Raw genomic sequence first — 25,381 nt, forward strand, 5'->3', positions numbered from 1 at the left:
ATTTTCTTCTCAACAGCCAAGCAACAACGATGCCAATATCAAAAATGTGACATCATTCCTGTGCGGTTCAGAAACTTTCAACCCATCACGCGGGGTTAGGAATATCAATAAATGTCACATCAAAACCATGCTGTGCCGCCAGCCATTCGCCCAACGCTTTGATGCCACCGCGTTCGGTGGCATGGTGTCCGGCAGCGAAAAAGTGCAACCCCATTTCGCGCGCGATGTGGATGGTTTGCTCAGACACTTCACCGGTAATAAACGCATCGACTCCGAAGCGGGCCGCCTGTTCAATAAAGCCCTGCCCACCGCCGGTACACCAGGCCACGCGCTGTATCTGTTGCGGTGCATTATCCCCACAATGCAGCACGCTACGCCCCAGCCGTTTTTCTACACGGCGGCAAAAGGCGTCTGCCGTCATGGGCTGCGCCAGTTCGCCATACGGCACCAGCGGTTCGATCGCGCCCTGCACCTGAATCTCCAGCAGCGCCGCCAGTTGGGCGTTATTCCCCAGTTCAGGGTGTGCATCCAGCGGCAGGTGATAGCCATACAGATTGATATCATTGATCAGCAACGTTTTTAGCCGGTTGCGCTTCATGCCGCAGACAATCTGCGGTTCGTTTTTCCAGAAGTAACCGTGGTGCACCAAAATGGCATCGGCCTGCTTTTCTACCGCCGCATCCAGCAGCGCCTGTGAAGCCGTTACGCCTGTCACAATACATTTTACTTCTGCACGCCCCTCAACCTGTAAACCGTTCGGTGCGTAGTCCTGAAACATCGCCGTGCTCAGTTTCTCGTTAATGATTCTTTCCAATTCCACATTACGCATACTTACTTTTCTCTTCTCGATCGTTATCCGCCATACCGATATTTTTTGCCGCTTCAAACGCCGCCAGCGTGTTCTGACGTGCGGTTTTGTGGTCGACGATGGGCAGCGGATAGTTCAGCTGATGATGATGTTTGTCAGCCCATCGATGGGGCTGATGAATATCTTTATCCGGCACGGCATCCAGTTCAGGCAGCCAGTGACGAATAAACCGACCTTCAGGGTCGAAGCGCTCGCCCTGTGTTGTCGGATTAAAAATGCGAAAATAAGGTGCCGCATCGGTGCCTGTCGAGGCTGCCCACTGCCAGCCGCCGTTATTCGCCGCCAGATCGCCATCCAGCAGTTGCGACATAAAGTAGCGTTCGCCTTCGCGCCAATCGATCAGCAAATCTTTGACGAGAAAACTGGCGCAGATCATACGCAGGCGATTGTGCATCCACCCTGTTTCATTCAGTTGACGCATCGCCGCATCTACGATCGGGTAGCCGGTTTTACCCTGCTGCCAGGCGGCTAAATCCTCCGGTGCTTCTCGCCATTTCACCCACTGCGTCCACGCGGTAAACGGACGGTGTTTACACAACTGCGGCCAGAACACGATCAGATGACGGTAAAATTCGCGCCAGACCAGCTCGTTAAACCAGGTAAACGCTCCGCCTTCACGTCGTTCCAGCATATCCGGGCACTCGGCGCACAGACGATTAAAACATTGGCGCGGCGAGACTATCCCAAGAGCCAGATACGGAGAAAGTTTGCTGGTGCCGGGCAGCGCCGGGAAATCCCGCTGCTGGTCGTAATCCTGTACCTGTTCGCGGCAAAAACGGCGCAGTTGCTGCAACGCCGCACGTTCACCGCAGGGGAAATCGTCGCTATCCACGTCGCGCTGCGGATAGCTGAACGGTGCCAGTGCCGCCATGTTATTGAGCGGCTCACCGCGCACGTCCGGAGCCGGTACGCACGTCGTCTCCGCCTCCAACAGCCGTTTGATAAAGGCCTGACGAAATGGTGTAAATACTTTATACATCTCGCCGTTGCCCGTCAGCACGCTGCCCGGTGGCAGCAACAGGCTGTCATGATAGCCGTGACAAACCACGCTATCTGCCAGCCGCTCCTTTACCTGCTTATCACGCAGCCGCTCGTTAATTTCATACTGATAATTGTAGAAAAGGTCGGTGGCCTGCTGCTGCGCACAAAATTGCACCAGCCAGTCAACCGATGCCGTAAAGTCGGCACATTCATGGTAATGCAGCGGGATTCCTTTCTCGGCCAGCGCATGCTGCACCGACGTCAGGTTTTCCAGCAGAAAAGCCGCCTGTCGCGGTGCCATACTGTGTTTTTCCCACTGTGCAGGCGTCGCGATAAAGACAGCCAGCACGGTAGCATTCGGATCCTGACAGGCCGCGTACAGCGCCAGGTTATCGGTAATGCGCAGGTCGTTGCGCAGCCAGACGACATGGGTAACGGCATGATGTGTAACGACATGCGTGGTCATGAAACTCCTCGGGCGGTCAAACTAGTGTCCGTAACGCAGGCGCAATGCCTCTGGGTAGGGCTCAAAGTAACGCTGCTGAGCCAGATACGCATCAGGGTATTCCGCCATGTAATGTTTCAACAGCGTGATAGGTGCCAATAGTGGCTGCAAACCTTGCCGATAGCGATCGATGAGCTGCGCCAGTTCCTGCCGTTGTTGAGAATTAAGCTGACGCCGGAAATAGCCCTGCACATGCATCAGCACATTGGTGTGATTGCGCCGCGTCGCGGGCGTCGACAACAGCTTCATGAGACGTTTCCGGTATTCAACAATGTAATCTTCCAACGATTCCCATTTATCGATTCCCGCAACAAATGGCCCCAGTTCGCGGTATTCCGGCTGGGAATGCGCCAGCAGCAGTAATTTATAGCGACTATGAAAGGCAATGAGCGCGCCACGGCTCAGCCCGTCTTGCCATAGCTGATTCAGTTCGTGTAACGCATAAACGCGCTCAATGAAATTTTCCCGCAAGCTGGGATCCTGTAGGCGTCCGTCTTCTTCAACCGGTAGCCAGGGCATTTGCCGCATCAGCTCCTGCGTAAACAGGCCGATACCACTTTTACGCGCATCATTTTGCGCTTCATTGTAAACCTTCACGCGTTCCATCCCGCAGCTTGGCGATTTGGCGCAGACGATATAACCGCATAAGTGCTGAAGCTGGCTGACTTTGTCAGCGGAAAACGCCGCTATTTGCTGAGTGACATCCAGCGGCGAACCATTGCTGGCACGCAGCGTGATATGGCTTTCCCCTTCTCTCACCAGCCTGAGCGCCGGACGCGGCACGGGTAAACCAATCGCCATTTCCGGGCAGACCGGTTCAAAGCGAAAATAAGGCACCAGTTGTTCAACAGCAAACGTCAGACGCTTGTGCCCGCCATCAAACCGCACGGGATTACCGAGCAGACAGGCGCTGATACCAACAGGGATGAGTTCGAGCGTCATGATTTATCCTTATACCCATCATATGTGGTTTGCCGTGATGGCATTCAGCAAACCCTCTGACCAGCATAGCGGATTTCACCACGATTCTGTGCAGTCGCAGCGAAGAATAAAGTAATAAATCATGAGATTGGGGAGAGATAATGGGGGGCAGGCAGGAAAAAATGAAACAGCGTCAAAATAGACTGAAGCCGATACTTCACCGGTTCATTTTTCGTGTTTATCTACCGGAGATGGCAGATAAACACGGGAGATCTTCGACGCTGGACTTAATAGAAATCGCAGGCGGCCGCTTCGGACTGCGCCATCCATACTGGTTTATCGCTGGTTTTCAGCCAGACGCGGTGTAAATAGCTGTAAAAACGCGCCCGGTCGCGGCGGAACAGCATCACCGGTAACGCCAGCACGCCGATGGCAACCACGGCAGCGCGACGCAGGAGAATACGGTGCAAGGGATAAGTAGTATAAAGCGACATAACGATCCTCCTCTGGGATAAGCGCCCTTGTTCAGTGGCGCTTTTCATAACGATAAAATAAGAACTGTGACATTGGTTAAAATTTTACCGCCTTTTCTGAAAGTTTACTACTCATCTGACCAGTAAAAGATGAAATAATCGCCAGTTTTTTTCGTCATCGCGTCATTAAGTTACAACAACGTTAAAAATAAACTTACCATTAGTTAATTTATGGTTTTTAGATTGGATCAATTTATCCCCTCCTCTTAATACCACCAGTTCACCGCAGACGATGCTGTTGGCACCGCAGCGCCATTACCACTTCCACCGTCTACGTTTCAGCCCATTTTTATACTTTTTTTACGCCCGCAGACGGGAAATTTGCACCTTCTTTTCCTGCGTTTTCCTACTCTGACGCTGTCTATTTTGTTCTGGAGGTGTGTTGTGACGCTTAGCATCGTCTTAGGCGGCCTACTCGTGCTGCTGTTACTGGCCTATCTGGTTTATGCCTTGTTGAAGGCGGAGGAATTCTGATGGCCGCTGACGCTTTTCTACTGATCTTTGGCCTGCTGCTTACTGTGCTGATCGTCGCTCAGCCGCTGGGCAGCGGACTGGCCCGTCTGATTGAGGGCGAAACGGGTACGCTTCTGCAAAAGTTTGAAGCGGGAACGGCGCGCCTTTTCGCTTTAGATACGACGGAGATGCGCTGGCAGCAGTATGCGGCGGCTATTCTGACGCTTAACCTGATCGGTATTGTCGTCTTGTTTATCCTGTTAATGGCGCAGGGGGCGCTACCGCTTAACCCAGAAAATATGCCAAGGCTATCGTGGCATTTGGCGTTAAACACGGCAATCAGTTTTGTCACCAACACCAACTGGCAGGCTTACAGCGGTGAAAACACGCTGAGCTACCTGAGCCAGATGATCGGGCTAACGGTACAAAACTTCTTGTCCGCCGCCAGCGGCATCGCCGTCGCTTTCGCGTTAATCCGCGCATTTTCCCGTCGCTGCGTCGACACGCTGGGCAACGCGTGGCTCGATCTGTTTCGTATCACGCTGTATGTGTTGCTGCCGCTATCTCTGCTGCTGGCGCTGTTTTTTGTCAGTCAGGGCATGCTACAGAACCTGCTGCCTTATCAGCATTTGACCACGCTGGACGGCGCAGCCCAAACGCTGCCGATGGGGCCGGTTGCCTCACAGGAAGCGATTAAACTGTTGGGCACCAACGGCGGCGGTTTCTTTGGTGCCAACTCGGCGCACCCGTTTGAAAACCCGACCGCGCTGAGCAACATCGTGCAAATGCTGGCGATCCTGTTGATTCCTACTGCACTGTGCTTCGCCTTTGGTAAAGCCGTCAGTGACAACCGTCAAGGCCATGCACTGCTGTGGGCCATGGCGCTGATCTTTATCGTCGCCGCTGCCGTGGTGATGAAAATGGAGGTCATCGGTAACCCCCATCTGCTGGCCTTAGGCGCGGACAGCGCCACGAATCTGGAAGGTAAAGAGACACGTTTTGGCGTGCTGACGTCTAGCCTGTATGCCGTTGTCACCACCGCCACCTCGACAGGCGCGGTGAATGCAATGCATGACTCCTTCACGGCTCTCGGCGGCATGGTTCCCATGTGGTTGATGCAGATTGGTGAAGTGGTGTTCGGCGGCGTCGGTTCTGGCCTGTATGGCATGCTGCTGTTCGTGCTTCTGACCGTCTTTATTGCCGGCCTGATGATTGGCCGCTCGCCGGAATATCTGGGCAAAAAGATCGAAGTCTATGAGATGAAGATGACAGCACTGGCGATTCTGATTCCGCCCGCACTGGTGCTGCTCGGCACCGCGCTGGCGCTGAGTACGGAAGCGGGACGCAGCGGCATTCTGAACCCCGGCGCACACGGCTTTAGCGAAGTGCTCTATGCAGTGTCTTCCGCCGCAAACAACAACGGCAGTGCGTTTGCTGGCCTGAGCGTCAACACGCCGTTCTATAACGTTCTGCTCGCTGTCGCGATGCTGCTGGGCCGCTTTGCCGTCATGGTGCCCGTGCTGGCTATCGCAGGTTCGTTGGTCGTGAAAAAGCGCCAGCCGGAAAGCAAAGGCTCATTGTCCACTCGCAGTCCGCTGTTTATCGGCATGCTCATCGCCATCGTTCTGCTGATTGGCGCACTGACGTTTATCCCTGCACTGGCGTTAGGGCCAGTCGCTGAACATTTACAGTTCGGCCTGACTCACTAAGGCTGGAGACTTTTTATGACTCGTCACACGATGAATCATCAGGCAACACAGGAACCGGCCTCTGCCCAGCAGGGCGAGGCATCCCGCCACATTGGCAAACGTAAACCGCAAACGCTGTTTGACAGAGCGTTAATCCGCTCGGCGCTGAAAGATGCGTTGAAGAAACTCGATCCGCGCGTGCAGTGGCGCAATCCGGTCATGTTTGTGGTGTATCTCGGCAGTATGCTGACCACCCTCGTCTGGCTGGCTATTCTGGCCGGTAAAACGGAAGGGAACGCCATGTTTACCGGGCTGGTATCACTCTGGCTGTGGTTTACCGTTTTGTTCGCCAATATGGCCGAAGCGCTGGCGGAAGGTCGCAGCAAAGCGCAGGCAAACGCGCTGAAAGGCGTCAAGAAAACCAGTTGGGCTAACAAGCTCTCCGCACCGCATCACGATGCCAGTTCGGAATCGGTGTCGGCCGATAGCCTGCGTAAAGGCGATATCGTGCTGGTGAGCGCGGGCGAGACCATTCCGTGCGACGGCGAGGTGCTGGAAGGCGGCGCGTCCGTCGATGAAAGTGCCATCACCGGGGAATCCGCACCGGTAATCCGCGAGTCCGGTGGTGATTTCGCCTCCGTCACCGGCGGCACGCGCGTGCTGTCCGACTGGCTGGTGATTCAGTGCAGCGTCAATCCCGGCGAAACCTTCCTCGACCGGATGATTGCCATGGTTGAAGGGGCGCAGCGCCGGAAAACCCCGAACGAAATTGCACTCACCATTCTGCTTATCGAGCTTACACTCATCTTCCTGCTGGTGACCGCCACGCTCTATCCATTTTCCTGGTTCGGCGTACAGGCGAATAACAGCGGTGATGTCGTCGGTGTGACCGTGCTTGTCGCCCTGCTGGTCTGCCTGATCCCGACCACCATCGGCGGCCTGCTGTCAGCGATCGGCGTAGCGGGGATGAGCCGGATGTTGGGAGCTAACGTGATCGCTACCAGCGGGCGTGCCGTCGAAGCAGCGGGCGATATTGACGTTCTGCTGCTGGATAAAACGGGCACCATTACGCTAGGCAACCGTCAGGCATCCGCTTTCCTGCCCGCGCCGGGCGTGACCGAACAGGCGCTGGCTAACGCCGCGCGTCTCGCCTCTTTAGCCGATGAAACGCCAGAAGGCCGCAGCATCGTGGTGCTGGCAAAGCAACGTTTTAACCTGCATGAGCAGGACTTAACGTCGCTGGACGCCACCTTTGTTCCCTTTACCGCTCAGACGCGCATGAGTGGCGTCAATTTTGGGCAGAGCACCATCCGTAAAGGTGCCGTCGATGCCCTGCGTCGCTACATTGAAGCAAACAATGGCGATTTCCCACATCAGGTCGAAGAAGCGGTGTCCAACGTTGCACGCAGCGGGGGCACACCGCTGGTGGTTGCAGAAGGTAAACGCGTTCTTGGCGTGGTGGAGCTGAAAGATATCGTGAAAAGCGGCATCAAGGCGCGCTTTGCCGAACTGCGCAGTATGGGGATCAAAACCGTGATGATTACCGGCGACAACCCGCTCACCGCCGCAGCAATTGCCGCAGAAGCCGGCGTCGATGATTTTCTGGCAGAAGCGACACCGGAAACCAAGCTGGCGCTGATTCGCCAGTATCAGGCCGAAGGGCGATTGGTGGCGATGACCGGTGACGGCACGAACGATGCTCCCGCGCTGGCGCAGGCCGATGTCGCGGTGGCGATGAACTCCGGCACGCAGGCAGCAAAAGAAGCAGGCAACATGGTCGATCTGGATTCCAACCCGACCAAGCTGATCGAAGTGGTGCATATCGGCAAACAGATGCTGATGACGCGCGGCTCGCTGACCACGTTCAGTATCGCCAACGACGTGGCGAAATATTTCGCCATTATCCCGGCTGCCTTTGCTGCCACCTATCCGCAGCTCAATGCGCTAAACGTGATGCAACTGCATTCTCCCACGTCAGCCATGTTGTCAGCGGTGATCTTCAATGCGCTGATTATCGTGTTTCTGATCCCGCTGGCGCTCAAAGGGATTAGCTATCGACCCATGAGTGCAGCGGCACAGTTAAGTCGCAATTTGTGGATTTATGGTCTTGGCGGGCTGCTGGTACCGTTCCTCGGTATCAAGCTGATTGATATGTTGCTGACCGGGCTGAATCTGGCTTAGGGACTGACGGGTATACGCTATGCGCTATTTACGTTCCTCTTTGTTTTTATTCTTATTATTGCTGCTGTTTACCGGTCTGGCCTACCCGCTGCTGACAACGGTGTTGGCACAGTGGTTGTTCCCGACACAGGCAAACGGATCGCTGATTTATCGTGAGAATGCCGTCGTCGGTTCATCCCTGATCGGGCAGTCATTCAGTCGTGCTGGCTATTTTCAGGGGCGTCCTTCCGCCACATCAGATACGCCGTATAACGCGCTTGCGTCCGGCGGCAGCAATCTGGCCGCCAGCAATCCCGCGCTGGATAAATTGATCGGTGAACGTGCCGCTTATTGGCATCAGTTGGTTGGCAATCAGCAATCGGTGCCTGCTGAACTGTTGACGGCCTCCGGCAGCGGGCTGGATCCGCAAATATCCCCTGAAGCCGCACGCTATCAGGCGCTGTACATCGCGCAAGCCAGAGGACTGTCGCTCCAGCAGGTACAGCAGTTGATCGATCGCTTTACCGAAACCAGTAAGCCCGCTTTCATTGGGCAGCCAACAGTCAATGTCCTGCTGTTGAACCTGGCGCTGGATAAGGAAAAAGCCCTGCCTTAATCGACAGTGCGTTACTATTAATTATCATACGGGGAGCCAGACTCCCCGCCATCTTTGCTGCGGCCTGAGGTAGGTTCAGACCGCTCCAATAAGGGATAGAACATGATTGACGGTGAAGATCGTCGCCCGGATCCCGATAGCCTGCTGGCGCAGGTCGGTGCGCCACCGCGCGGCAAGCTGAAAATCTTTTTTGGTGCCTGTGCGGGTGTCGGGAAAACCTACGCCATGTTGCAGGAAGCCCAGCGGCTGCGGGCGCAGGGATTGGATATTCTGGTCGGCGTGGTCGAAACCCACGGCCGCAGCGAAACCGCTGCGCTGCTGGATGGACTGCCGTTGCTGCCGCTCAAGCATTTTCGCCATCACGGCCGTCACACCGTCGAATTCGATCTGGATGCAGCACTGGCGCGTTGTCCGGCACTGATTCTGATCGACGAGCTAGCGCACAGCAACGTGAGTGGATCGCGTCACCCCAAGCGTTGGCAAGACGTGCAGGAATTGCTTGATGCGGGTATCGACGTCTTTACGACGGTAAACGTTCAGCATCTGGAAAGCCTGAATGATGTGGTCGGCGGCGTTACGGGGATTCGGGTACGGGAAACCGTTCCGGATCCGATATTCGATCAGGCCAGCGAAGTCATTCTGGTGGACTTGCCACCGGACGATCTGCGGCAGCGCCTGAATGAGGGCAAAGTGTATCTGCCGCTACAGGCCGAGCGCGCCGTCGAGAATTTTTTCCGCAAAGGCAATTTGATCGCTCTGCGTGAGCTGGCGCTGCGGCGCATGGCGGATCGGGTTGACGATCAAATGCGCGCCATGCGTGCCGGACAAGGGCGCGAACAGGTCTGGCATACGCGTGATGCCATTTTGTTATGCATCGGCCACGGCACGGGTAATGAAAAACTGGTGCGAACAGCGGCACGACTGGCAGCGCGGTTAGGCAGCGTCTGGCACGCCGTTTACGTCGAAACCCCGCGTCTGCACCGCTTGCCTGAACCGCAACGGCGCGCCATTTTGCGTGCACTCAAGCTGGCGCAGGATTTAGGGGCAGAAACGGTGACGCTGTCCGAACCCGACGAGGAGCTTGCCGTTCTGCGCTACGCGCGTGAGCATAACCTCGGCAAGATCGTCATTGGTCGCCATATAGAGCAGCGCTTCGGCTGGTGGTGGCGCACACGCTTTGCCGAACGGCTCGGCAGATTGGGGCCGGATCTCGATCTGGTCGTGGTGGCCGTGCGAGATGACGTATCAGCGGCACCGATTAAAACGCCGGATGCACGCGGGTTGGTCGAGAAATGGCGTATGCAGTTGTTTGGTTGCGGACTAGCGACGCTGCTGTGCGCGTTGATCACCCTGCTCGCCTCGTGGTCGCCGTTTGCCATGCTGGAACCCGTCAATCTGGTGATGATTTATCTGCTGGCCGTGGTGATCGTCGCGCTGTTCTTTGGCCGCTGGCCATCGGTGTTCGCCGCCGTCATCAACGTCGCCAGTTTCGATCTCTTCTTTATTCTGCCGCGCGGCACGTTTGCCGTGTCAGACGCACAATATCTGGTCACTTTTGCCGTGATGCTCGGCGTCGGCCTGCTGGTCGGTAATCTGACCGCTGGCGTGCGCTATCAGGCCAGGGTTGCCCGCTATCGTGAGCAGCGCGTCCGCCACCTGTATGAGATGTCCAAAGCGCTGAACCGTAGTCTGTCCAGCGCTGATATTGTCGAAGCCAGCCAGCATTTTCTCAGCACAACGTTTCAAGCCAGGATCGCGGTTCTGCTCGCCGATAGCCTGCATCATACCTCGTCCGAGCTATCTCAACCTGCGCGAGACGGCCAGCAGTTGATTGTCGATCGTGCTATCGCCCGCTGGAGCTTCGATCACCGCGCACCTGCCGGAGCGGGCACGTCCACCCTACCCGGCGTGTCGTATCAGATTCTGCCACTCGCCACCACGCAGCAAATCTTCGGTGTGCTGGCGATCGAGCCGAACAACGCCCGTCAGTTGATGATCCCCGAGCAGCAGCGCCTGCTGGACACCTTTACCGTGCTGATCGCCAACGCGCTGGAGCGTCTGCACCTGATGCAAAGTACGGAAAATGCCCGGCTGGATGCCGAACGCGAACAGCTACGTAACTCGCTGCTTGCCGCGCTTTCGCACGATCTCCGCACGCCGCTGACCGTACTTTTTGGTCAGGCCGAGATTCTGACGTTGAATCTGGCAAGCGAAGGGTCGCCTTATGCTCAGCAGGCCAACCAGATTCGCCAACACGTTTTAAACACCACGCGACTGGTGAATAACCTGCTCGATATGGCGCGTATTCAGTCGGATGGCTTTAACCTGCGCAAAGAGTGGCAAACGCCGGAGGAGCTCATCGGCAGCGCCCTACAGCAGTTGGAAAGCGCGCTGGCGAAAAACACTATTCAGGTTACTCTACCTGATGAGATGGTTCTGGTTTATTGTGATGCAGGGTTGGTGGAACGCGTGTTCATTAACCTGTTGGAGAATGCGCTGAAGTACGCCGGAGAACAGGCCACCATCGCGATTTCAGCAAGCATTATTCCAGCAAACCTTATTACAGATAGCACCGCCCCGCATCACGATGCGCAGGAAAGCGTGCTGGAAATCATCGTGCAGGACAATGGTCCGGGGATTGAACTCGGTCAGGAAAGCATGATTTTTGATAAATTTTCCCGTGGTCACAAAGAGTCATCGATTCCCGGCGTGGGGCTGGGGCTGGCAATCTGTCGGGCGATAGTAGAAATTCACGGCGGCCGTATCTGGGCAACTAGCGCCGAAAACGGCGGTGCCGCCTTCCATTTCACCCTACCGCTGTCAGCACCGCCGGATCTCGAACCGGAAGATATTGAGGAGCACTGAATCCATTGCAGGCCACCATTCTGATCGTTGAAGATGAAAAAGAGATCCGTCGTTTTGTTCGTCAGGCGCTGGAAGGCGAAGGCTGTCGCGTGTTTGACGCCGAAACAATGCAGCGCGGCCTGCTGGAAGCGGCCACGCGTAAACCCGACCTGATTATTCTTGATTTGGGCCTACCGGACGGCGACGGTATCGACTACATCCGCGATTTACGCCAGTGGAGCAGCCTGCCCGTGATTGTGCTGTCTGCCCGTACCGACGAGCAGGATAAAATAGACGCGCTGGATGCCGGTGCCGATGATTATCTGACCAAGCCGTTCGGCATCGGCGAGCTGCTGGCACGATTGCGCGTCGCGCTGCGTCGCCACAGTAATACACAGCAGGAAACCCCGCTGGTGAGCTTCGGTAATATCACCGTGGATTTACTCAATCGGCAGGTGAATCGCGACGATCAGGAGCTACACCTGACGCCCATCGAATTTCGTCTGTTAGCCACACTCCTCGCCAACCCAGGCAAAGTGCTGACGCAACGTCAGTTGCTGACGCAGGTTTGGGGGCCAAACGCCGTCGAGCACAGCCACTATCTGCGCATTTATATGGGGCACCTGCGCCAGAAGCTGGAAAGCGATCCGGCAAGACCACGCCATCTCTTGACTGAAACCGCTATCGGCTATCGTTTTATGTCGTAAAATCATCCTTCTGTATCAGGCGACGTCCGTAGAGAATGTTTCCCACGGTACGCGCTTGCCTTTTCTTCAGGAATACACCGTCATGAGTAGTTGGTTAATTTACGCCTTGCTGTCTGCCGTATGCGCCGCGCTGGTCGCGATATTTGGCAAGATTGGTCTGCAAAATCTGGACGCCAATACGGCGACCGCGATTCGTGCCGTCATCATGGCACTTTTTTTAGTCGGGGTGGTGGTCGCGCAAGGCAAGCTGGCGCTGGTCGGTGAGGTTATTGCCAATAAAAAAGCGCTGTTGTTTATCGTGCTCAGCGGCGTCGCGGGGGCGCTGTCATGGCTATTTTACTTTGTCGCATTGAAGAACGGTAACGTCGCTCAGGTCGCTCCGATCGATAAGCTCAGCGTGGTCTTCGCCGTCGTGCTGGCGGTCATACTGCTGGGAGAAAAAATTTCGCTGATGGCGGGAGCTGGCGTTGCGCTGATTTCAGCAGGGGCATTGCTGGTCGCACTGGGATAACGGCGTTCTGCGGAAGTTGCTGACAAACGTCCGCTGAGCGGTGGTAACGGATAGATCGTAAAGACGCTGTAAACACCTCCCTGTGCGCTCGGCTTGCGCCATCCCTGGCGCAAACGCTTTACTCTTCTATTCCGTTACCACCGTTCTGGTTCTGTAAATCGGTTGATTAATAATCTTAGGCGCTGCATGCAGCGCCTTTTCATTTATTTCGCCGTTGCGAGCACCGCACTGACAATCTCTACCGCTTCTTTCTCGATGCGCTCGCGATGTTCCACCCCGAGGAAACTTTCACAGTAGATTTTGTAAGCTTCTTCGGTACCGGAAGGACGCGCGGCAAACCAGCCGTTTTCCGTCATCACTTTCAGGCCGCCAATTGATGCTCCGTTACCCGGTGCAGCGGTCAGGCGTGCAGTAATCGGATCGCCCGCCAACGTGCTGGCCGATACCTGCTCAGGCGACAGCTTGGACAGCACAGCTTTCTGTGCATGCGTCGCAGAAGCCTGAATACGGTTGTAGCTCGGTGCGCCAAAGCGCTGTGCCAGCTCATCATAATGCTGCTGTGGGTTTTTACCCGTCACGGCCGTAATTTCTGCCGCCAGCAGACACAGAATGATCCCGTCTTTGTCCGTCGACCACGGCGTACCATCAAAGCGCAGGAAGGACGCCCCCGCACTCTCTTCACCGCCGAAGCCAAAGCTGCCGTCATACAGGCCGTCAACGAACCATTTGAAGCCAACCGGTACTTCCACCAGTTTACGGCCTAAATCGGCCACTACACGGTCGATCATCGCACTGGATACCAGCGTTTTGCCGACAGCTACAGACTGTCCCCACTGTGGACGATGCTGGAACAGATAGTTGATCGCCACCGCCAGATAGTGGTTCGGGTTCATCAGCCCGGAAGGGGTGACGATACCGTGGCGGTCATAATCAGGATCGTTGGCAAACGCCAAATCGAATTTATCACGCAGCGCTAGCAGCCCAGCCATGGCGAATTCTGACGAGCAGTCCATACGAATCACGCCATCGTGATCCAGCGACATAAAGCGGAACGTCTGATCGACCGCATCGTTCACCAGCGTCAGATCCAGCTTGTAGTGCTCGGCAATACGCTGCCAGTAGGCAATGCCGGAACCACCCAGCGGATCGACGCCCAGTTTCAGACCGGCGCGTTGAATAGCCGCCATGTCCACCACGCTAGCCAGCCCTTCTACATACGGCTGAACCAGATCCTGCTCGTGGACATGTCCGCTTTTCCACGCCTGATCCAGCGTAATACGCTTCACGTCACGCAGTTCATCCGCCAGCAGGGCATTCGCACGCTTCTCAATCACGCTGGTGAGGTTGGTATCTGCCGGGCCACCGTTCGGTGGGTTATATTTAATGCCGCCATCTTCAGGCGGGTTGTGGGACGGCGTGATCACAATACCGTCCGCCAGCGCGCCGCCCTGACGATTGTGAACCAGAATGGCGTTAGACACCGCAGGCGTTGGGGTAAAACCATTATCCAACTGTACGATCACATCTACGCCATTGGCAGCCAGCACCTCAAGCACAGAGATAAACGCAGGTTCGGAGAGCGCGTGAGTATCTTTACCGACGTAGCACGGACCGCTAATGCCTTGCTTTTTACGCTCTTCAGCAATCGCCTGCGCAATCGCCAGAATATGCGGTTCATTAAAGCTATGGCGCCCCGCGCTGCCGCGATGGCCAGACGTACCAAATTTCACCGCATGCGCTGTGTTGCCGACTTCCGGCCGCAGCACATAATATTGTGACGTTAACTGTGCCACATTAATCAAATCGCTCTGCCGGGCAGGCTGTCCGGCCCTTGGGTGATTAGCCATTGGCGTTTCTCCCTAACGCTGTCGTTAGATAGTGGTTAGATAAATGGTTAATAAATAATTAGATGGTTCCGCACACTTTCTCTGTCAGTTCCGCAGGGAACTGCATCGTCAGCATGATATGCTCAACCATGCTACGTTTACGACCGGTATTCGTGTTGGTAATCACCCAGTATGGCGTACCCGGAATATGTTTGGGCTTTGTGTGTGTGCCATGCTGAAGCAATGTTTGCTGGTCGCCCGCGAAATAGACCCGCGTGCGGCCATGAAGAGATTCTGTCGCGGCAGCAAACTCCTGCGGCGATAAGGTATACAACGTGGACAGAACCAGCATAAAGCGGTTGATGGCCTTATTCTGTTCAGCGTATTCATCCGACAGCAGCAGCTCACGCAGGGTGCGAACCCGATCGCGCGGGCTCGGCGCAGCGGCAGGCTGAGACGTTGCCGTTGTCGCAACAGTCTCTACCGCTGGCGTAGTAACAGTCTGCCCAGCAGTAAATTTCAGCATGCGCCGTAAAATATCCGATGCGCTTTCACCAATATGTTGTGTGTGGCTGGCAATATAGCGATAAAGCTCTTCGTCGACTTCAATAGTTTTCATCTTTATCCAGTGCTGTTTTTACCCAAAATCATGCAAATTACAGAGGTGTTTCCCTTCTGCAACCCGGCACGATGGGTAGATGACTCAAATCAAAAGGATTATACAGGCGTTCAAATATTATCGAACAGCGGCATAATGGAACAATAGCAAAAGTCAGACTATGCCCCAATGTCTTTCACATCCATTCAAATGGCTATACGAGTCCCTTCAGCGACAACATTATTCTAAAGTCATGATACGTTCTAAAGTCATGATACCCTAAGCCCATGTCTCTCTGAATGAACTTCACCATGAAATTGAATCATCGCTGGCAAAATGCGCACCAGCCCACAGATAAACTCCCTGTCGTCCTGATTCATGGCCTGTTTGGCACGCTGGATAACCTTGGCGTATTAGGCAGAGATTTGCAAAACACGCACGATATCCTGCAAATCGATTTACGCAATCACGGTTTGTCGCCACGTTCATCGCAAATGAATTACCCCGCGATGGCGCAAGATGTGCTGACACTGCTGGATGAACTGAACATCGAACGTGCTATCGTTATTGGGCATTCAATGGGCGGAAAAGTTGCCATGGCGCTCAGTGCGCTCATTCCCGAACGACTGGACAAGCTAGTCGCGATTGATATCGCACCGGTGGATTACCAGGTACGCCGGCACGACACCATTTTCGCTGCGCTACGCGCTGTCACGGAAGCCGGGCTGACCTCGCGCTCAGAAGCCGCCACCTTAATGCGTCAGCACATAGAAGAAGAAGGTGTCATTCAATTTTTGCTGAAATCCTTCCAACAGGGTGAGTGGCGTTTTAACGTACCCGTGTTGTGGGATGAGTACGAAAACATCGTTGGCTGGCAGGATGTTCCCGTCTGGCAAGGTCCTATCCTGTTCATCCGCGGCGGCGATTCTGCTTATCTGGACGATTGCTACCGAGATTCACTGCTGCGTCAGTTCCCAGCGGCGCGCGCGCATGTCATCAGCGGAGCGGGCCACTGGGTTCACTCAGAAAAACCCGATGCGGTTTTACGCGCTATCCACCGTTTTCTGGACGCGAATTAACCAGACGACACTGCCACTGGCGGATTCATGATAACAGCGTCAGTTAACCGTTGTCGCCGCCAGTGCGGCTAGGGTATGATTGTGCCCGCAGTAGAGGGACGGCTGATTCAGCCACAAGCATTGTAACCACTTCATCAAAATGCACGCATAATTTCCCGACATGTTTCACCGATAGCAAACCGCATTCTGGCAACCTCTGTTGCAGGGTGAGAATCGGTATCGCTTTTATCTGTAGAACAAGACGGGTAGCACCGTGTATTTTGGTCCGAATACCTTGCAGTATCATTACTTATGGCAAAAGAACAAACGGATCGCACCACCCTGGATCTGTTCGCAGACGAGCGTCGTCCGGGCCGCCCCAAGACCAACCCGCTCTCGCGTGACGAACAACTAAGAATTAACAAGCGTAATCAGCTACGTCGCGATAAAGTTCGTGGCTTGCGCCGTGTTGAATTAAAGATTAACAGCGACGCCGTTGATATCCTGAACAGCCTTGCTGAAGAGCGGAATATTAGCCGCAGTGAATTGATTGAAGAGATGCTGTTGGCGCAGTTAGCAGAACAGCAGTCCTGATTGACGTAATACGATATTCACATCTTGTGCGGCGCCATTTCTGACGCCGCCTCGACTTCTATTTGAGAGCCAACTCTCGCATTCGAATTAAAACAACGCTTAGAATTTTTCCCAGTTATCATTACTCGCAGGCAAAGCTTTACCTGCTCGCGGTGCAATTACCTGCTGCGTTTTTTGCACTGGTTTTGCCGCGACTTTCAACGCTGGCTGCGTATCGGATAACTGGAACAGCGACACCGTCTGATTCAACAACGCCGCCTGCTCTTCCAGCGACAAGGCTGCCGACGAGGCCTGTTCAACCAACGCGGCGTTTTGCTGCGTTACGCTGTCCATTTCCGCCACAGCCTGACCAACCTGCGCAATCCCTTTACTCTGCTCTTCCGATGCTGACGCAATTTCGCCCATAATGTCCGTCACGTTGGTGACTGCACGGACGATATCCTGCATGGTATCGCCGGCATCGTTAACCAGATTGGAACCCGTATCGACACAGCGAACAGACTCGGAAATCAGCCCCTCAATCTCTTTCGCCGCCTGCGCACTGCGCTGTGCCAGGCTGCGAACCTCACCCGCGACCACGGCAAACCCGCGCCCTTGCTCACCCGCTCGCGCCGCTTCTACCGCCGCGTTCAACGCCAGAATGTTAGTCTGGAAAGCGATGCCGTTAATCACGGTGGTGATTTCTGCGATTTTTCTTGAGCTGCCGGAGATTTCCGCCATGGTTTTCACCACGTTCTCAACGATCTCGCCGCCCTTCTTCGCCGTTGTCGAGGCTTGTAATGCCAGTTGGCTGGCGTGGTTGGCGTTTTCAGCATTCTGTTTCACCGTCGCCGTCAATTGCTCCATGCTTGCCGCAGTTTCTTCCAGCGCGGAAGCCTGCTCTTCGGTACGTGAAGACAGATCGTTGTTGCCCGCAGCAATTTCAGAAGCGCCCTGATAGATGGAATCCGTGCTGTTTCTGATCGTGCTAACCGTGCTGGCCAGACTCCCCTGCATTTCACGCAGCAGTGGGAACAGGCGACCGACACAGTTATTGCCGAAGTCCAGAATCGGCTTGCCCAGATGACCGGAAGCAATCACGCTAAAGTGATCGCGCAAGTCATTTAGCGGACGAACCAAACACACCACCAGATAACGATCGGTCAGGAACAGCATGATAAGACCGATAACCAATCCGCTCAGCAAAATGTTCTGCCCAATCGTAGTAATTTGCTCAAAACGCACGCCCGCCGCATCGAATTTCTCTGCGCTGGCTTTACTGAATGCGGATAAAGACGCACCAAACTGACGACTCAGCGGCGGTACAACGTTCTTGGCCTGGTTTTGGTAATCATCCAGCGCGTTGGCAACGGCCTTTTGATAAAGCGGCTCAACGCCCTGAGTCACCAGATTGTTCCAGTCACGACTGACGGCCTGTACCAGCGTGGCATCCAGACCCGCATGATCGATAGCATTAAACGCCACCAAATCAGACTTCAGTTTATCCAGCGCGACGAGGGCGGAAGCCTGCTCTTTATCTGCGGTGGCATTATCACCGCTGCGGCGGGCGTCAACAGCGCGCGCCAGACGGGTTACCATGCGGAAGTATTGATCGTTGCCCTGGTTGATAAAATTCATGTTCTGAACCAGCAAAGTGCTAGTTTTCGAGCTCGCCGTCATCTCTTTAAAAGAGAACATGGTATATATTGATACGCCGCCCCAAAGAACACAAAAAATACCCAGCACCCATAGCATAGCAGTTCTGATGGCAATATTTTTTATAAGTCTCATAGCTCACTCCAAATCAGGAAAATGGTTAAAAATATTTTTATCGCTAATCAACCGATGTGAATCAGAAAATTCACACCATGAAACAAGTCACTTCTCCCTAGCGTTCACATTTCACCGAGTTGAAAACTAAAAAACCACGCTAAATCATCGGCTAAATACAGAGAATATTTAGCATTCTCGCTATATTTATTAATATAATTTTTTATATTGAGAATGAATCCACCTATTTTTATAGATATAAGTATTTTAATCATAGAGTTACCATCAAAAATGCTGCCGACCGTGTCTCATGTACGTCAGCATGGACATGCTATCAGTCGGCAAGGCCGCTTACGCTGAAATCTTAATTTATCCATTTAAAATCAATATGATAAAAACCATTCTTGTATTTTCATCACCTCATCTGTAAATGGTTATAATTCTTGTTTTAATTTATTGGGAATATTCACGATAAATGTTATAAGTATTCAATCCGATAAAAACATTATCTTTTATATGTATTTTAATACTCATGCATCGTAGCGTACTGTAAAGTTTTTTTATTTCTTACAAACAGAAGCCTATTTTTTAATTACAACCGAAATTAGTTTTTAAAATAAAAAGCACATTCATAAAAAATGAAACGTTGTTATAATAAATATCCATAAATACATTAAGGATATGTGCATTTAGTCCCAGACGACAACATAATCCCTATTCACTGTGTGGAATTTAGCCTCCGCAGAGATACGCTTCATTTCTTTTACTGCCCTCCGCATTTCATACGTTCTTGATTTACGCCTCCTTACCGATACGAGTTTCTCCTGATGTGAGTGTCTGTTATTATTAACAGATAAGTGGGTGAAACATTACACCATACCATTAGGAATCAAGAGGTTATTCAATTCATGGCACTCATCGGAATATTCTTTGGCAGTGACACTGGTAATACTGAAAACATCGCCAAAACGATCCAACAACAGTTAGGCACCAACGTTGCTGATGTTCATGACATCGCCAAAAGCAGCAAAGAAGACCTCGAAGGTTTCGATATTCTGCTGCTGGGTATTCCAACCTGGTATTACGGTGAAGCTCAGTGCGATTGGGATGACTTTTTCCCTTCACTGGAAGAGATTGATTTCACAGGAAAACTGGTTGCTCTATTTGGCTGTGGCGATCAGGAAGACTATGCAGAATACTTCTGCGATGCCATGGGTACTATTCGTGACATTATTGAGCCTCGCGGTGCGACGATTGTCGGCCACTGGCCAACAGAAGGCTATTACTTTGAAGCCTCTAAAGGACTCGCCGACGACAATCACTTCATCGGCCTGGCTATTGATGAAGACCGTCAGCCTGAACTGACCAGCGAGCGCGTAACCGCGTGGGTAAAACAGATCAGCGATGAACTGAACCTGAAAGAGCTGGTTGGCTAAGACGCGTTGGCTCTGATAGCTCCTATCAGAGCCAAAATAACATTGATAGGTAAAACCTTTCATAATAATTGATACATTTTTTTAACTTCTATCCGTAAACCTGTACAATAATCCCATCGGTTTTATACGTACTTCACCATTTCTTTATTCATCAACAACGGATTGCGTTGTATACCAGTAATATGAATGGGGACAATATTGTTAACATTCCCTTGTTTTCATTTTGTATGTGCGGTTCTATAATTGGGACGCTATTACATTTTTTGCGCCGACCGATGTCATAGGCTAGGCAGCCTCCATTGATAAGCAAGCAACAGGACTAAACCCGCATGACTGACAACAATATCGCATTAAAGAAGGCCGGCCTGAAAGTCACGCTTCCAAGACTGAAAATTCTGGAAGTGTTACAGGATCCGGTCTGTCACCACGTCAGTGCGGAAGATTTATATAAGAGATTGATTGATATGGGCGAAGAGATTGGTCTTGCTACCGTCTATCGCGTACTCAACCAGTTTGATGATGCGGGCATCGTCACTCGTCATAACTTCGAAGGGGGTAAATCCGTCTTCGAACTGACACAACAGCATCATCACGATCACTTAATTTGCCTCGACTGTGGCAAAGTCATTGAATTCCGCGATGAATCTATCGAAGCACGCCAACGCGAGATCGCAGAAAGACACGGCATTAAACTGACCAACCACAGTTTGTATCTCTACGGGCATTGCAGTGAAGGGGATTGCCGCGAGGATGAAACCCTGCACGAATCAACACGATAAATCGACCGCATAAAAAAATAAAACCGCCGAGGCGGTTTTATTTTTGTCTTCTTACCGGAGGCGTTAGCCTACCCAGGTATCACGCAGTCCAACCGTACGGTTAAACACCAGATGTTCCGCACTGGAGTAAACACGGTCGGCACAGAAATAACCTTCACGCTCAAACTGATACGCTTTCTCTGCTTCCGCCTGCGCCAGGCTTGCTTCCACAAAACCTTGCGTAATTTTCAGTGAGTCTGGATTAATCGTCGACAGGAAGTCTTCCGCCGCGCCAGGGTTTGCCACACTGAACAAGCGATCGTACAAGCGGAATTCAGCTGGTACCGCGTGTGCCGCAGAAACCCAGTGAATCACGCCTTTCACTTTACGACCATCAGCCGGATCTTTGCTCAGCGTTTCCGCATCATAGCGACAGTAAATCGTGGTGATGGTGCCCTGCTCATCTTTTTCAATGCGATCGGCTTTGATCACATAGGCATTACGCAGACGCACTTCTTTACCCAGCACCAAGCGCTTGTACTGTTTGTTGGCTTCTTCACGGAAGTCCGCGCGATCGATATAAACCTCACGGCTGAATGCGACCTGACGTGAACCCATTTCCGGTTTGTTCGGATGGTTTGGCATCGCGACAAATTCTTCGTGCCCGGCTGGCAGATTCTCGATCACCACTTTGACCGGATCCAGCACCGCCATCGCACGCGGGGCATTATCATTCAGATCGTCGCGGATACAGGATTCAAGCGCAGCCATTTCCACGTTGTTATCCTGCTTCGTCACGCCGATGCGCACACAGAACTCACGGATAGAAGACGCACTGTAACCACGACGACGCAGGCCAGAAATGGTAGGCATGCGTGGGTCATCCCATCCTTCAACGACGTTTTCCGTAACCAACTGATTCAGCTTACGCTTGGACATAATCGCGTATTCGAGATTGAGGCGAGAGAACTCGTACTGACGCGGATGGCAAGGAATAGTGATGTTATCCAACACCCAGTCGTACAGGCGACGGTTATCCTGGAATTCCAGCGTACACAGTGAATGCGTGATTCCTTCCAGCGCATCGGAAATGCAGTGGGTAAAGTCATACATCGGGTAGATGCACCACTTGTTGCCCGTCTGGTGGTGATCGGCAAATTTAATACGATACAGCACCGGATCGCGCATCACGATAAAGGACGATGCCATATCGATTTTTGCACGCAGGCAGGCCGTACCTTCCGCAAATCCACCGTTACGCATTTTCTCAAACAGCGCCAGATTTTCCTGCACGGTACGATCGCGGTAAGGGCTGTTTTTTCCCGGTGCCGTCAGCGTACCACGGTATTCACGGATCTGCTCGGGCGTCAGTTCATCAACGTAAGCCAGCCCTTTACCGATCAGCTCAACCGCATACGCATGCAGTTGATCGAAATAATCAGAAGAATAGCGAACGTCGCCGCTCCATGAAAAGCCCAGCCACTCGACGTCACGTTTAATCGACTCAACGTATTCGATATCTTCTTTTACCGGGTTGGTGTCGTCAAAACGTAGGTTGCATTGCCCCTGATAGTCACGCGCGATACCAAAATTCAGGCAAATAGATTTTGCATGCCCAATATGCAGATAGCCGTTCGGCTCTGGCGGGAAACGCGTCTGAATATGGTCATGCTTACCGGACGCCAGATCTTCATCGATAATCTGACGGATAAAGTTGGTTGGGCGGGCTTCAGCCTCACTCATTCTTCCTTCCTCAATGCTAAAACGACGTATAACCGACAATGATCCAACAAGCTACGCTGGGAAACAACCGTTAGTTTCATTTAATTATTCATAACGAAAAAAAAGGGCGAGATTGCTATCTCACCCTATCAATTTCATCAGCATAGCGCCGTTATGTTACGCCTTGCTATGCTCCGCTTTCAGTGCGGTCGCTATCGATTCAGCCTGTGTGCCCACGACAATCTGTACGCTTTGCTTATTCAGACGAATCACGCCCGCCGCACCTAGACGCTTCGCCTGTGCATCATCAACCAGAGAGGAATCAGCCACATTCAAACGCAGGCGTGTGATACAGGCATCAATGCCGATCAGGTTGGCTTTGCCGCCCAGTGCCTGCAAGTAACCCCGCGCCAATGCCGCTGCATCGCCTGATTTCTCGCTCGCGGCTGCGGTACTCACGTCATATCCATCAGCTTCGCTACCACTTACAGCCAGTTCACGGCCCGGCGTTAACAGATTGAAGCGCATAATGGTAAAACGGAACACCACATAGTAAATGACGAAGAATGCCAGCCCCTGAGCAAGCAGCATGTACCACTGGGTGGCTAGCGGGTTACGTGAGGACAGCACCATGTCCACCAGACCGGCACTGAAACCAAATCCGGCAATCCAATGCATACTGGCCGCGATAAAGACGGAAAAACCAGTCAGCAGCGCATGCAGGAAATACAGCACCGGCGCCACAAACATGAAGGAGAACTCCAGCGGCTCGGTAATCCCGGTAAAGAAGGAGGCAAATGCCGCCGCCAGCATAATCCCGGCCACTTTGCTTTTGTTTTCAGGACGCGCACAGTGATAAATCGCCAGCGCCGCTCCCGGCAGGCCGAACATCATAATCGGGAAGAAGCCCGCTTGATAACGTCCGGTGATCCCCACGACGGCTTTACCAGAGTCGATAGACTGTTGGCCAGCCAGGAAGTTAGGAATATCGTTGATACCCGCGACATCAAACCAGAACACAGAATTCAGCGCATGGTGCAATCCAACAGGAATCAGCAAGCGGTTAAAGAAGGCATAAACCCCAGCGCCAGCCGAACCCAACTGCTGAATGTATTCGCCGAACGATACCAGCGCATTGTAAATCACCGGCCAGACGTACATTAAAATGAACGCCACCAGAATCATCAGGAAAGAAACCAGAATCGGGACCAGGCGGCGTCCGCTGAAGAACGACAGCGCCTTAGGCAGTTCAACCTGACTAAAGCGGTTATACAGTTCGGCCGACATCACACCAACCAGAATCCCGATGAACTGGTTTTCAATCTTGCCAAACGCAGCGGGCACCTGTTCAACAGGGATCCGTTGGATCATAGCGACAACGGCCGGTGAACACAACGTGGTCAGCACCAGATAGCCGACAAAGCCAGTCAATGCCGCCGCACCATCTTTATCTTTCGACATGCCATAAGCGACACCGACAGCAAACAACACCGCCATATGCCCGATAATCGCCTCACCTGATTTGATGAGGAGTGCCGCCAACGCATTCTCGCTTCCCCAGCCAACCGGATCAATCCAGTAACCTATCCCCATCAGGATGGCGGCAGCAGGCAGCGTCGCGACAGGCACCATCAATGCCCGACCGACTTTTTGTAAATAGCTCAGAGTACTCACTTTTCCCTCTCTTACCTTTGCGAGGTAATGAAATGTTGTGGGGCAAACAAACCTGCCAATAAATTTCACTGCCGAAGAACGTCGCTGTCGAAAACTTCATTGTCGTAAAGCTTCAATGTCGAAAAAACATAGCCAGCGGTAGTTCTTAGGGGAAGTGTAAGAAAAATAATTCGCCACACAAATTAAACCCCTTAATTATGTGATAAAAATCACCAAAAAACTGCATATTAAAAGTTTATACCTGAATAAAATCCCAACTTATTTCAAGATTAAAAAAAACGGAGTAGACTAATTTTAATGCATAGACAAAACGCGTAGCTGGCGCGATTTGCACAATAACGTATTTAATTCCACTAAAAAATCAGGAGAGCGCCGATGAGACTCATACCTTTAACCACCGCCGCCGACGTCGGAAAATGGGCCGCCCGCCACATTGTTGAGAAAATTAACGCTTTCAAGCCCAGCGCAGAGCGCCCTTTTATCCTTGGGCTACCAACTGGCAGCTCACCGCTGGAGGCCTACAAATCACTGGTCGCTATGCATCAGGCGGGTCTGGTGAGCTTCAAACACGTTGTGACCTTCAATATGGATGAATATGTCGGCCTGCCGACCGATCATCCGGAAAGCTATCATACCTTCATGCATCAGAATTTCTTCAATCACGTTGATATTCCGCGTGAAAACATTAACCTGTTGAACGGCAACGCAGAAGACACCACAGCAGAATGTCGCCGCTATGAAGAGAAAATAAAGTCCTACGGAAAAATTCATCTTTTCATGGGTGGCGTGGGCAATGATGGACATATCGCTTTCAATGAGCCCGCCTCCTCTCTGGCTTCCCGCACCCGCATTAAAACGTTGACGGAAGAAACCCGTATCGCCAATTCCCGTTTTTTCGGCGGGGACGTCAGTCTGGTACCTAAATTTGCGCTGACCGTTGGCGTTGGTACGTTACTGGATGCCGAAGAAGTGATGATTCTGGTGACCGGGCGCAACAAGGCGATGGCACTACAGGCTGCGGTAGAAGGCAACGTCAACCATATGTGGACCATCAGCTGTTTGCAGCTTCATGCCAAAGCCATCATGGTGTGCGATGAACCTTCCACGATGGAGCTGAAGGTAAAAACTGTTAAATATTTCCGTGAGTTAGAAACGGAAAGTATGAAGAACCTCTAACCG

At 52.8% G+C, this 25,381-nt stretch carries 21 protein-coding genes; 12 read left to right on the forward strand and 9 right to left on the reverse strand.

Annotated elements, in window-relative coordinates; translation table 11 throughout:
* Positions 1–85: 85 nt before the first annotated feature.
* The 4 genes from O1Q74_RS13895 to O1Q74_RS13910 all read right to left on the reverse strand — a co-directional run bounded on the left by O1Q74_RS13895 (position 86) and on the right by O1Q74_RS13910 (position 3,769).
* Positions 86–829, reverse strand: a complete 744-nt coding sequence (locus tag O1Q74_RS13895; protein ID WP_271873888.1) for a type 2 GTP cyclohydrolase I — start codon at positions 827–829, stop codon at positions 86–88.
* Positions 822–2,315 carry a deoxyribodipyrimidine photo-lyase gene (gene phrB / locus O1Q74_RS13900; protein WP_271873889.1) on the reverse strand — a complete coding sequence of 498 codons (1,494 nt, stop codon included), beginning with the start codon at positions 2,313–2,315 and terminating at the stop codon, positions 822–824. The genes O1Q74_RS13895 and phrB overlap by 8 nt, the downstream gene beginning before the upstream one ends.
* 21 nt (positions 2,316–2,336) lie before the next feature.
* A complete protein-coding gene (locus O1Q74_RS13905) occupies positions 2,337–3,296 on the reverse strand; it encodes a YbgA family protein (protein ID WP_271873891.1) in 960 nt (319 codons plus the stop codon).
* A 266-nt stretch (positions 3,297–3,562) separates the two neighbouring features.
* Positions 3,563–3,769: a YbfA family protein gene (locus O1Q74_RS13910; protein WP_010299142.1), complete on the reverse strand. Its 207-nt coding sequence runs from the start codon at positions 3,767–3,769 to the stop codon at positions 3,563–3,565.
* Between the two features lie 423 nt (positions 3,770–4,192).
* On the opposite strand from O1Q74_RS13910, the gene kdpF reads away from it, so the two are divergent.
* The 7 genes from kdpF (at position 4,193) to O1Q74_RS13945 (ending at position 12,787) form a co-directional block, all read left to right on the forward strand.
* A complete protein-coding gene (gene kdpF / locus O1Q74_RS13915; protein ID WP_039290783.1) occupies positions 4,193–4,282 on the forward strand; it encodes a K(+)-transporting ATPase subunit F in 90 nt (29 codons plus the stop codon).
* A complete protein-coding gene (gene kdpA, locus O1Q74_RS13920; protein ID WP_271873900.1) occupies positions 4,282–5,970 on the forward strand; it encodes a potassium-transporting ATPase subunit KdpA in 1,689 nt (562 codons plus the stop codon). The genes kdpF and kdpA overlap by 1 nt, the downstream gene beginning before the upstream one ends.
* Positions 5,971–5,985: 15 nt before the next feature.
* On the forward strand, positions 5,986–8,130 hold the full coding sequence (gene kdpB, locus O1Q74_RS13925) for a potassium-transporting ATPase subunit KdpB (protein WP_271873902.1): 2,145 nt from the start codon (positions 5,986–5,988) through the stop codon (positions 8,128–8,130).
* Between the two features lie 19 nt (positions 8,131–8,149).
* A complete protein-coding gene (gene kdpC, locus O1Q74_RS13930; RefSeq protein ID WP_271873903.1) occupies positions 8,150–8,725 on the forward strand; it encodes a potassium-transporting ATPase subunit KdpC in 576 nt (191 codons plus the stop codon).
* A 102-nt stretch (positions 8,726–8,827) separates the two neighbouring features.
* The gene (gene kdpD / locus O1Q74_RS13935) at positions 8,828–11,590 is read left to right on the forward strand and encodes a two-component system sensor histidine kinase KdpD (protein ID WP_271873904.1); all 2,763 of its coding nucleotides are present in this window, start codon (positions 8,828–8,830) and stop codon (positions 11,588–11,590) included.
* A gap of 5 nt (positions 11,591–11,595) precedes the next feature.
* The gene (gene kdpE, locus O1Q74_RS13940) at positions 11,596–12,276 is read left to right on the forward strand and encodes a two-component system response regulator KdpE (protein ID WP_271873907.1); all 681 of its coding nucleotides are present in this window, start codon (positions 11,596–11,598) and stop codon (positions 12,274–12,276) included.
* An 82-nt stretch (positions 12,277–12,358) separates the two neighbouring features.
* The gene (locus O1Q74_RS13945) at positions 12,359–12,787 is read left to right on the forward strand and encodes an EamA family transporter (protein WP_271873910.1); all 429 of its coding nucleotides are present in this window, start codon (positions 12,359–12,361) and stop codon (positions 12,785–12,787) included.
* Between the two features lie 203 nt (positions 12,788–12,990).
* Here the strand turns inward: O1Q74_RS13945 and pgm are convergent, their stop codons facing one another.
* Together pgm and seqA are read right to left on the reverse strand one after the other, a co-directional pair.
* Positions 12,991–14,634 (reverse strand): phosphoglucomutase (alpha-D-glucose-1,6-bisphosphate-dependent), encoded by a 1,644-nt coding sequence (pgm, locus tag O1Q74_RS13950; protein WP_181844524.1) that lies wholly within the window; start codon positions 14,632–14,634, stop codon positions 12,991–12,993.
* Positions 14,635–14,692: 58 nt separating this feature from the next.
* Positions 14,693–15,232: a replication initiation negative regulator SeqA gene (gene seqA, locus O1Q74_RS13955; RefSeq protein WP_271873919.1), complete on the reverse strand. Its 540-nt coding sequence runs from the start codon at positions 15,230–15,232 to the stop codon at positions 14,693–14,695.
* Between the two features lie 290 nt (positions 15,233–15,522).
* Here seqA and ybfF point away from each other — a divergent pair, with 290 nt between their 5' ends.
* On the forward strand, positions 15,523–16,290 hold the full coding sequence (gene ybfF, locus O1Q74_RS13960; RefSeq protein WP_271873921.1) for an esterase: 768 nt from the start codon (positions 15,523–15,525) through the stop codon (positions 16,288–16,290).
* A gap of 291 nt (positions 16,291–16,581) precedes the next feature.
* Positions 16,582–16,863, forward strand: coding sequence for a LexA regulated protein (ybfE, locus tag O1Q74_RS13965; protein WP_225087339.1), 282 nt, complete (start codon positions 16,582–16,584; stop codon positions 16,861–16,863).
* 99 nt (positions 16,864–16,962) lie between these two features.
* On the opposite strand, the gene O1Q74_RS13970 is transcribed toward ybfE, so the two are convergent.
* Entirely contained in the window at positions 16,963–18,633 is a 1,671-nt protein-coding gene (locus O1Q74_RS13970) for a methyl-accepting chemotaxis protein (protein ID WP_271873923.1), read from the reverse strand.
* Between the two features lie 887 nt (positions 18,634–19,520).
* On the opposite strand from O1Q74_RS13970, the gene fldA reads away from it, so the two are divergent.
* Positions 19,521–20,048, forward strand: coding sequence for a flavodoxin FldA (fldA, locus tag O1Q74_RS13975; RefSeq protein ID WP_271873924.1), 528 nt, complete (start codon positions 19,521–19,523; stop codon positions 20,046–20,048).
* 329 nt (positions 20,049–20,377) lie between these two features.
* Positions 20,378–20,827, forward strand: a complete 450-nt coding sequence (fur, locus tag O1Q74_RS13980; RefSeq protein WP_225087336.1) for a ferric iron uptake transcriptional regulator — start codon at positions 20,378–20,380, stop codon at positions 20,825–20,827.
* A gap of 63 nt (positions 20,828–20,890) precedes the next feature.
* Here fur and glnS read toward each other — a convergent pair whose 3' ends face one another.
* Both glnS and nagE read right to left on the reverse strand, forming a co-directional pair.
* Positions 20,891–22,549 carry a glutamine--tRNA ligase gene (gene glnS, locus O1Q74_RS13985; RefSeq protein ID WP_271873925.1) on the reverse strand — a complete coding sequence of 553 codons (1,659 nt, stop codon included), beginning with the start codon at positions 22,547–22,549 and terminating at the stop codon, positions 20,891–20,893.
* Between the two features lie 156 nt (positions 22,550–22,705).
* Complete coding sequence (gene nagE / locus O1Q74_RS13990) at positions 22,706–24,202, reverse strand: N-acetylglucosamine-specific PTS transporter subunit IIBC (RefSeq protein WP_271873926.1); 1,497 nt, start codon at positions 24,200–24,202, stop codon at positions 22,706–22,708.
* 375 nt (positions 24,203–24,577) lie between these two features.
* Between nagE and nagB the strand changes: the two genes are divergently transcribed.
* Positions 24,578–25,378, forward strand: a complete 801-nt coding sequence (nagB, locus tag O1Q74_RS13995; RefSeq protein ID WP_271873927.1) for a glucosamine-6-phosphate deaminase — start codon at positions 24,578–24,580, stop codon at positions 25,376–25,378.
* The last annotated feature ends 3 nt before the right edge of the window (positions 25,379–25,381 follow it).

The sequence above is a fragment of the Pectobacterium sp. A5351 genome, from assembly GCF_028335745.1.
Taxonomy (GTDB): Bacteria; Pseudomonadota; Gammaproteobacteria; order Enterobacterales; family Enterobacteriaceae; genus Pectobacterium.

Coding starts and splice junctions, on each gene's coding strand:
- kdpD (WP_271873904.1), top strand. CDS start 8,828: ATGATTGACGGTGAAGATCGTCGCCCGGATCCCGATAGCCTGCTGGCG.
- O1Q74_RS13895 (WP_271873888.1), bottom strand. CDS start 829: ATGCGTAATGTGGAATTGGAAAGAATCATTAACGAGAAACTGAGCACG.
- kdpA (WP_271873900.1), top strand. CDS start 4,282: ATGGCCGCTGACGCTTTTCTACTGATCTTTGGCCTGCTGCTTACTGTG.
- glnS (WP_271873925.1), bottom strand. CDS start 22,549: ATGAGTGAGGCTGAAGCCCGCCCAACCAACTTTATCCGTCAGATTATC.
- kdpC (WP_271873903.1), top strand. CDS start 8,150: ATGCGCTATTTACGTTCCTCTTTGTTTTTATTCTTATTATTGCTGCTG.
- seqA (WP_271873919.1), bottom strand. CDS start 15,232: ATGAAAACTATTGAAGTCGACGAAGAGCTTTATCGCTATATTGCCAGC.
- fldA (WP_271873924.1), top strand. CDS start 19,521: ATGGCACTCATCGGAATATTCTTTGGCAGTGACACTGGTAATACTGAA.
- O1Q74_RS13905 (WP_271873891.1), bottom strand. CDS start 3,296: ATGACGCTCGAACTCATCCCTGTTGGTATCAGCGCCTGTCTGCTCGGT.
- nagB (WP_271873927.1), top strand. CDS start 24,578: ATGAGACTCATACCTTTAACCACCGCCGCCGACGTCGGAAAATGGGCC.
- pgm (WP_181844524.1), bottom strand. CDS start 14,634: ATGGCTAATCACCCAAGGGCCGGACAGCCTGCCCGGCAGAGCGATTTG.
- fur (WP_225087336.1), top strand. CDS start 20,378: ATGACTGACAACAATATCGCATTAAAGAAGGCCGGCCTGAAAGTCACG.
- O1Q74_RS13910 (WP_010299142.1), bottom strand. CDS start 3,769: ATGTCGCTTTATACTACTTATCCCTTGCACCGTATTCTCCTGCGTCGC.
- O1Q74_RS13945 (WP_271873910.1), top strand. CDS start 12,359: ATGAGTAGTTGGTTAATTTACGCCTTGCTGTCTGCCGTATGCGCCGCG.
- O1Q74_RS13970 (WP_271873923.1), bottom strand. CDS start 18,633: ATGAGACTTATAAAAAATATTGCCATCAGAACTGCTATGCTATGGGTG.
- ybfE (WP_225087339.1), top strand. CDS start 16,582: ATGGCAAAAGAACAAACGGATCGCACCACCCTGGATCTGTTCGCAGAC.
- ybfF (WP_271873921.1), top strand. CDS start 15,523: ATGAAATTGAATCATCGCTGGCAAAATGCGCACCAGCCCACAGATAAA.
- kdpB (WP_271873902.1), top strand. CDS start 5,986: ATGACTCGTCACACGATGAATCATCAGGCAACACAGGAACCGGCCTCT.
- phrB (WP_271873889.1), bottom strand. CDS start 2,315: ATGACCACGCATGTCGTTACACATCATGCCGTTACCCATGTCGTCTGG.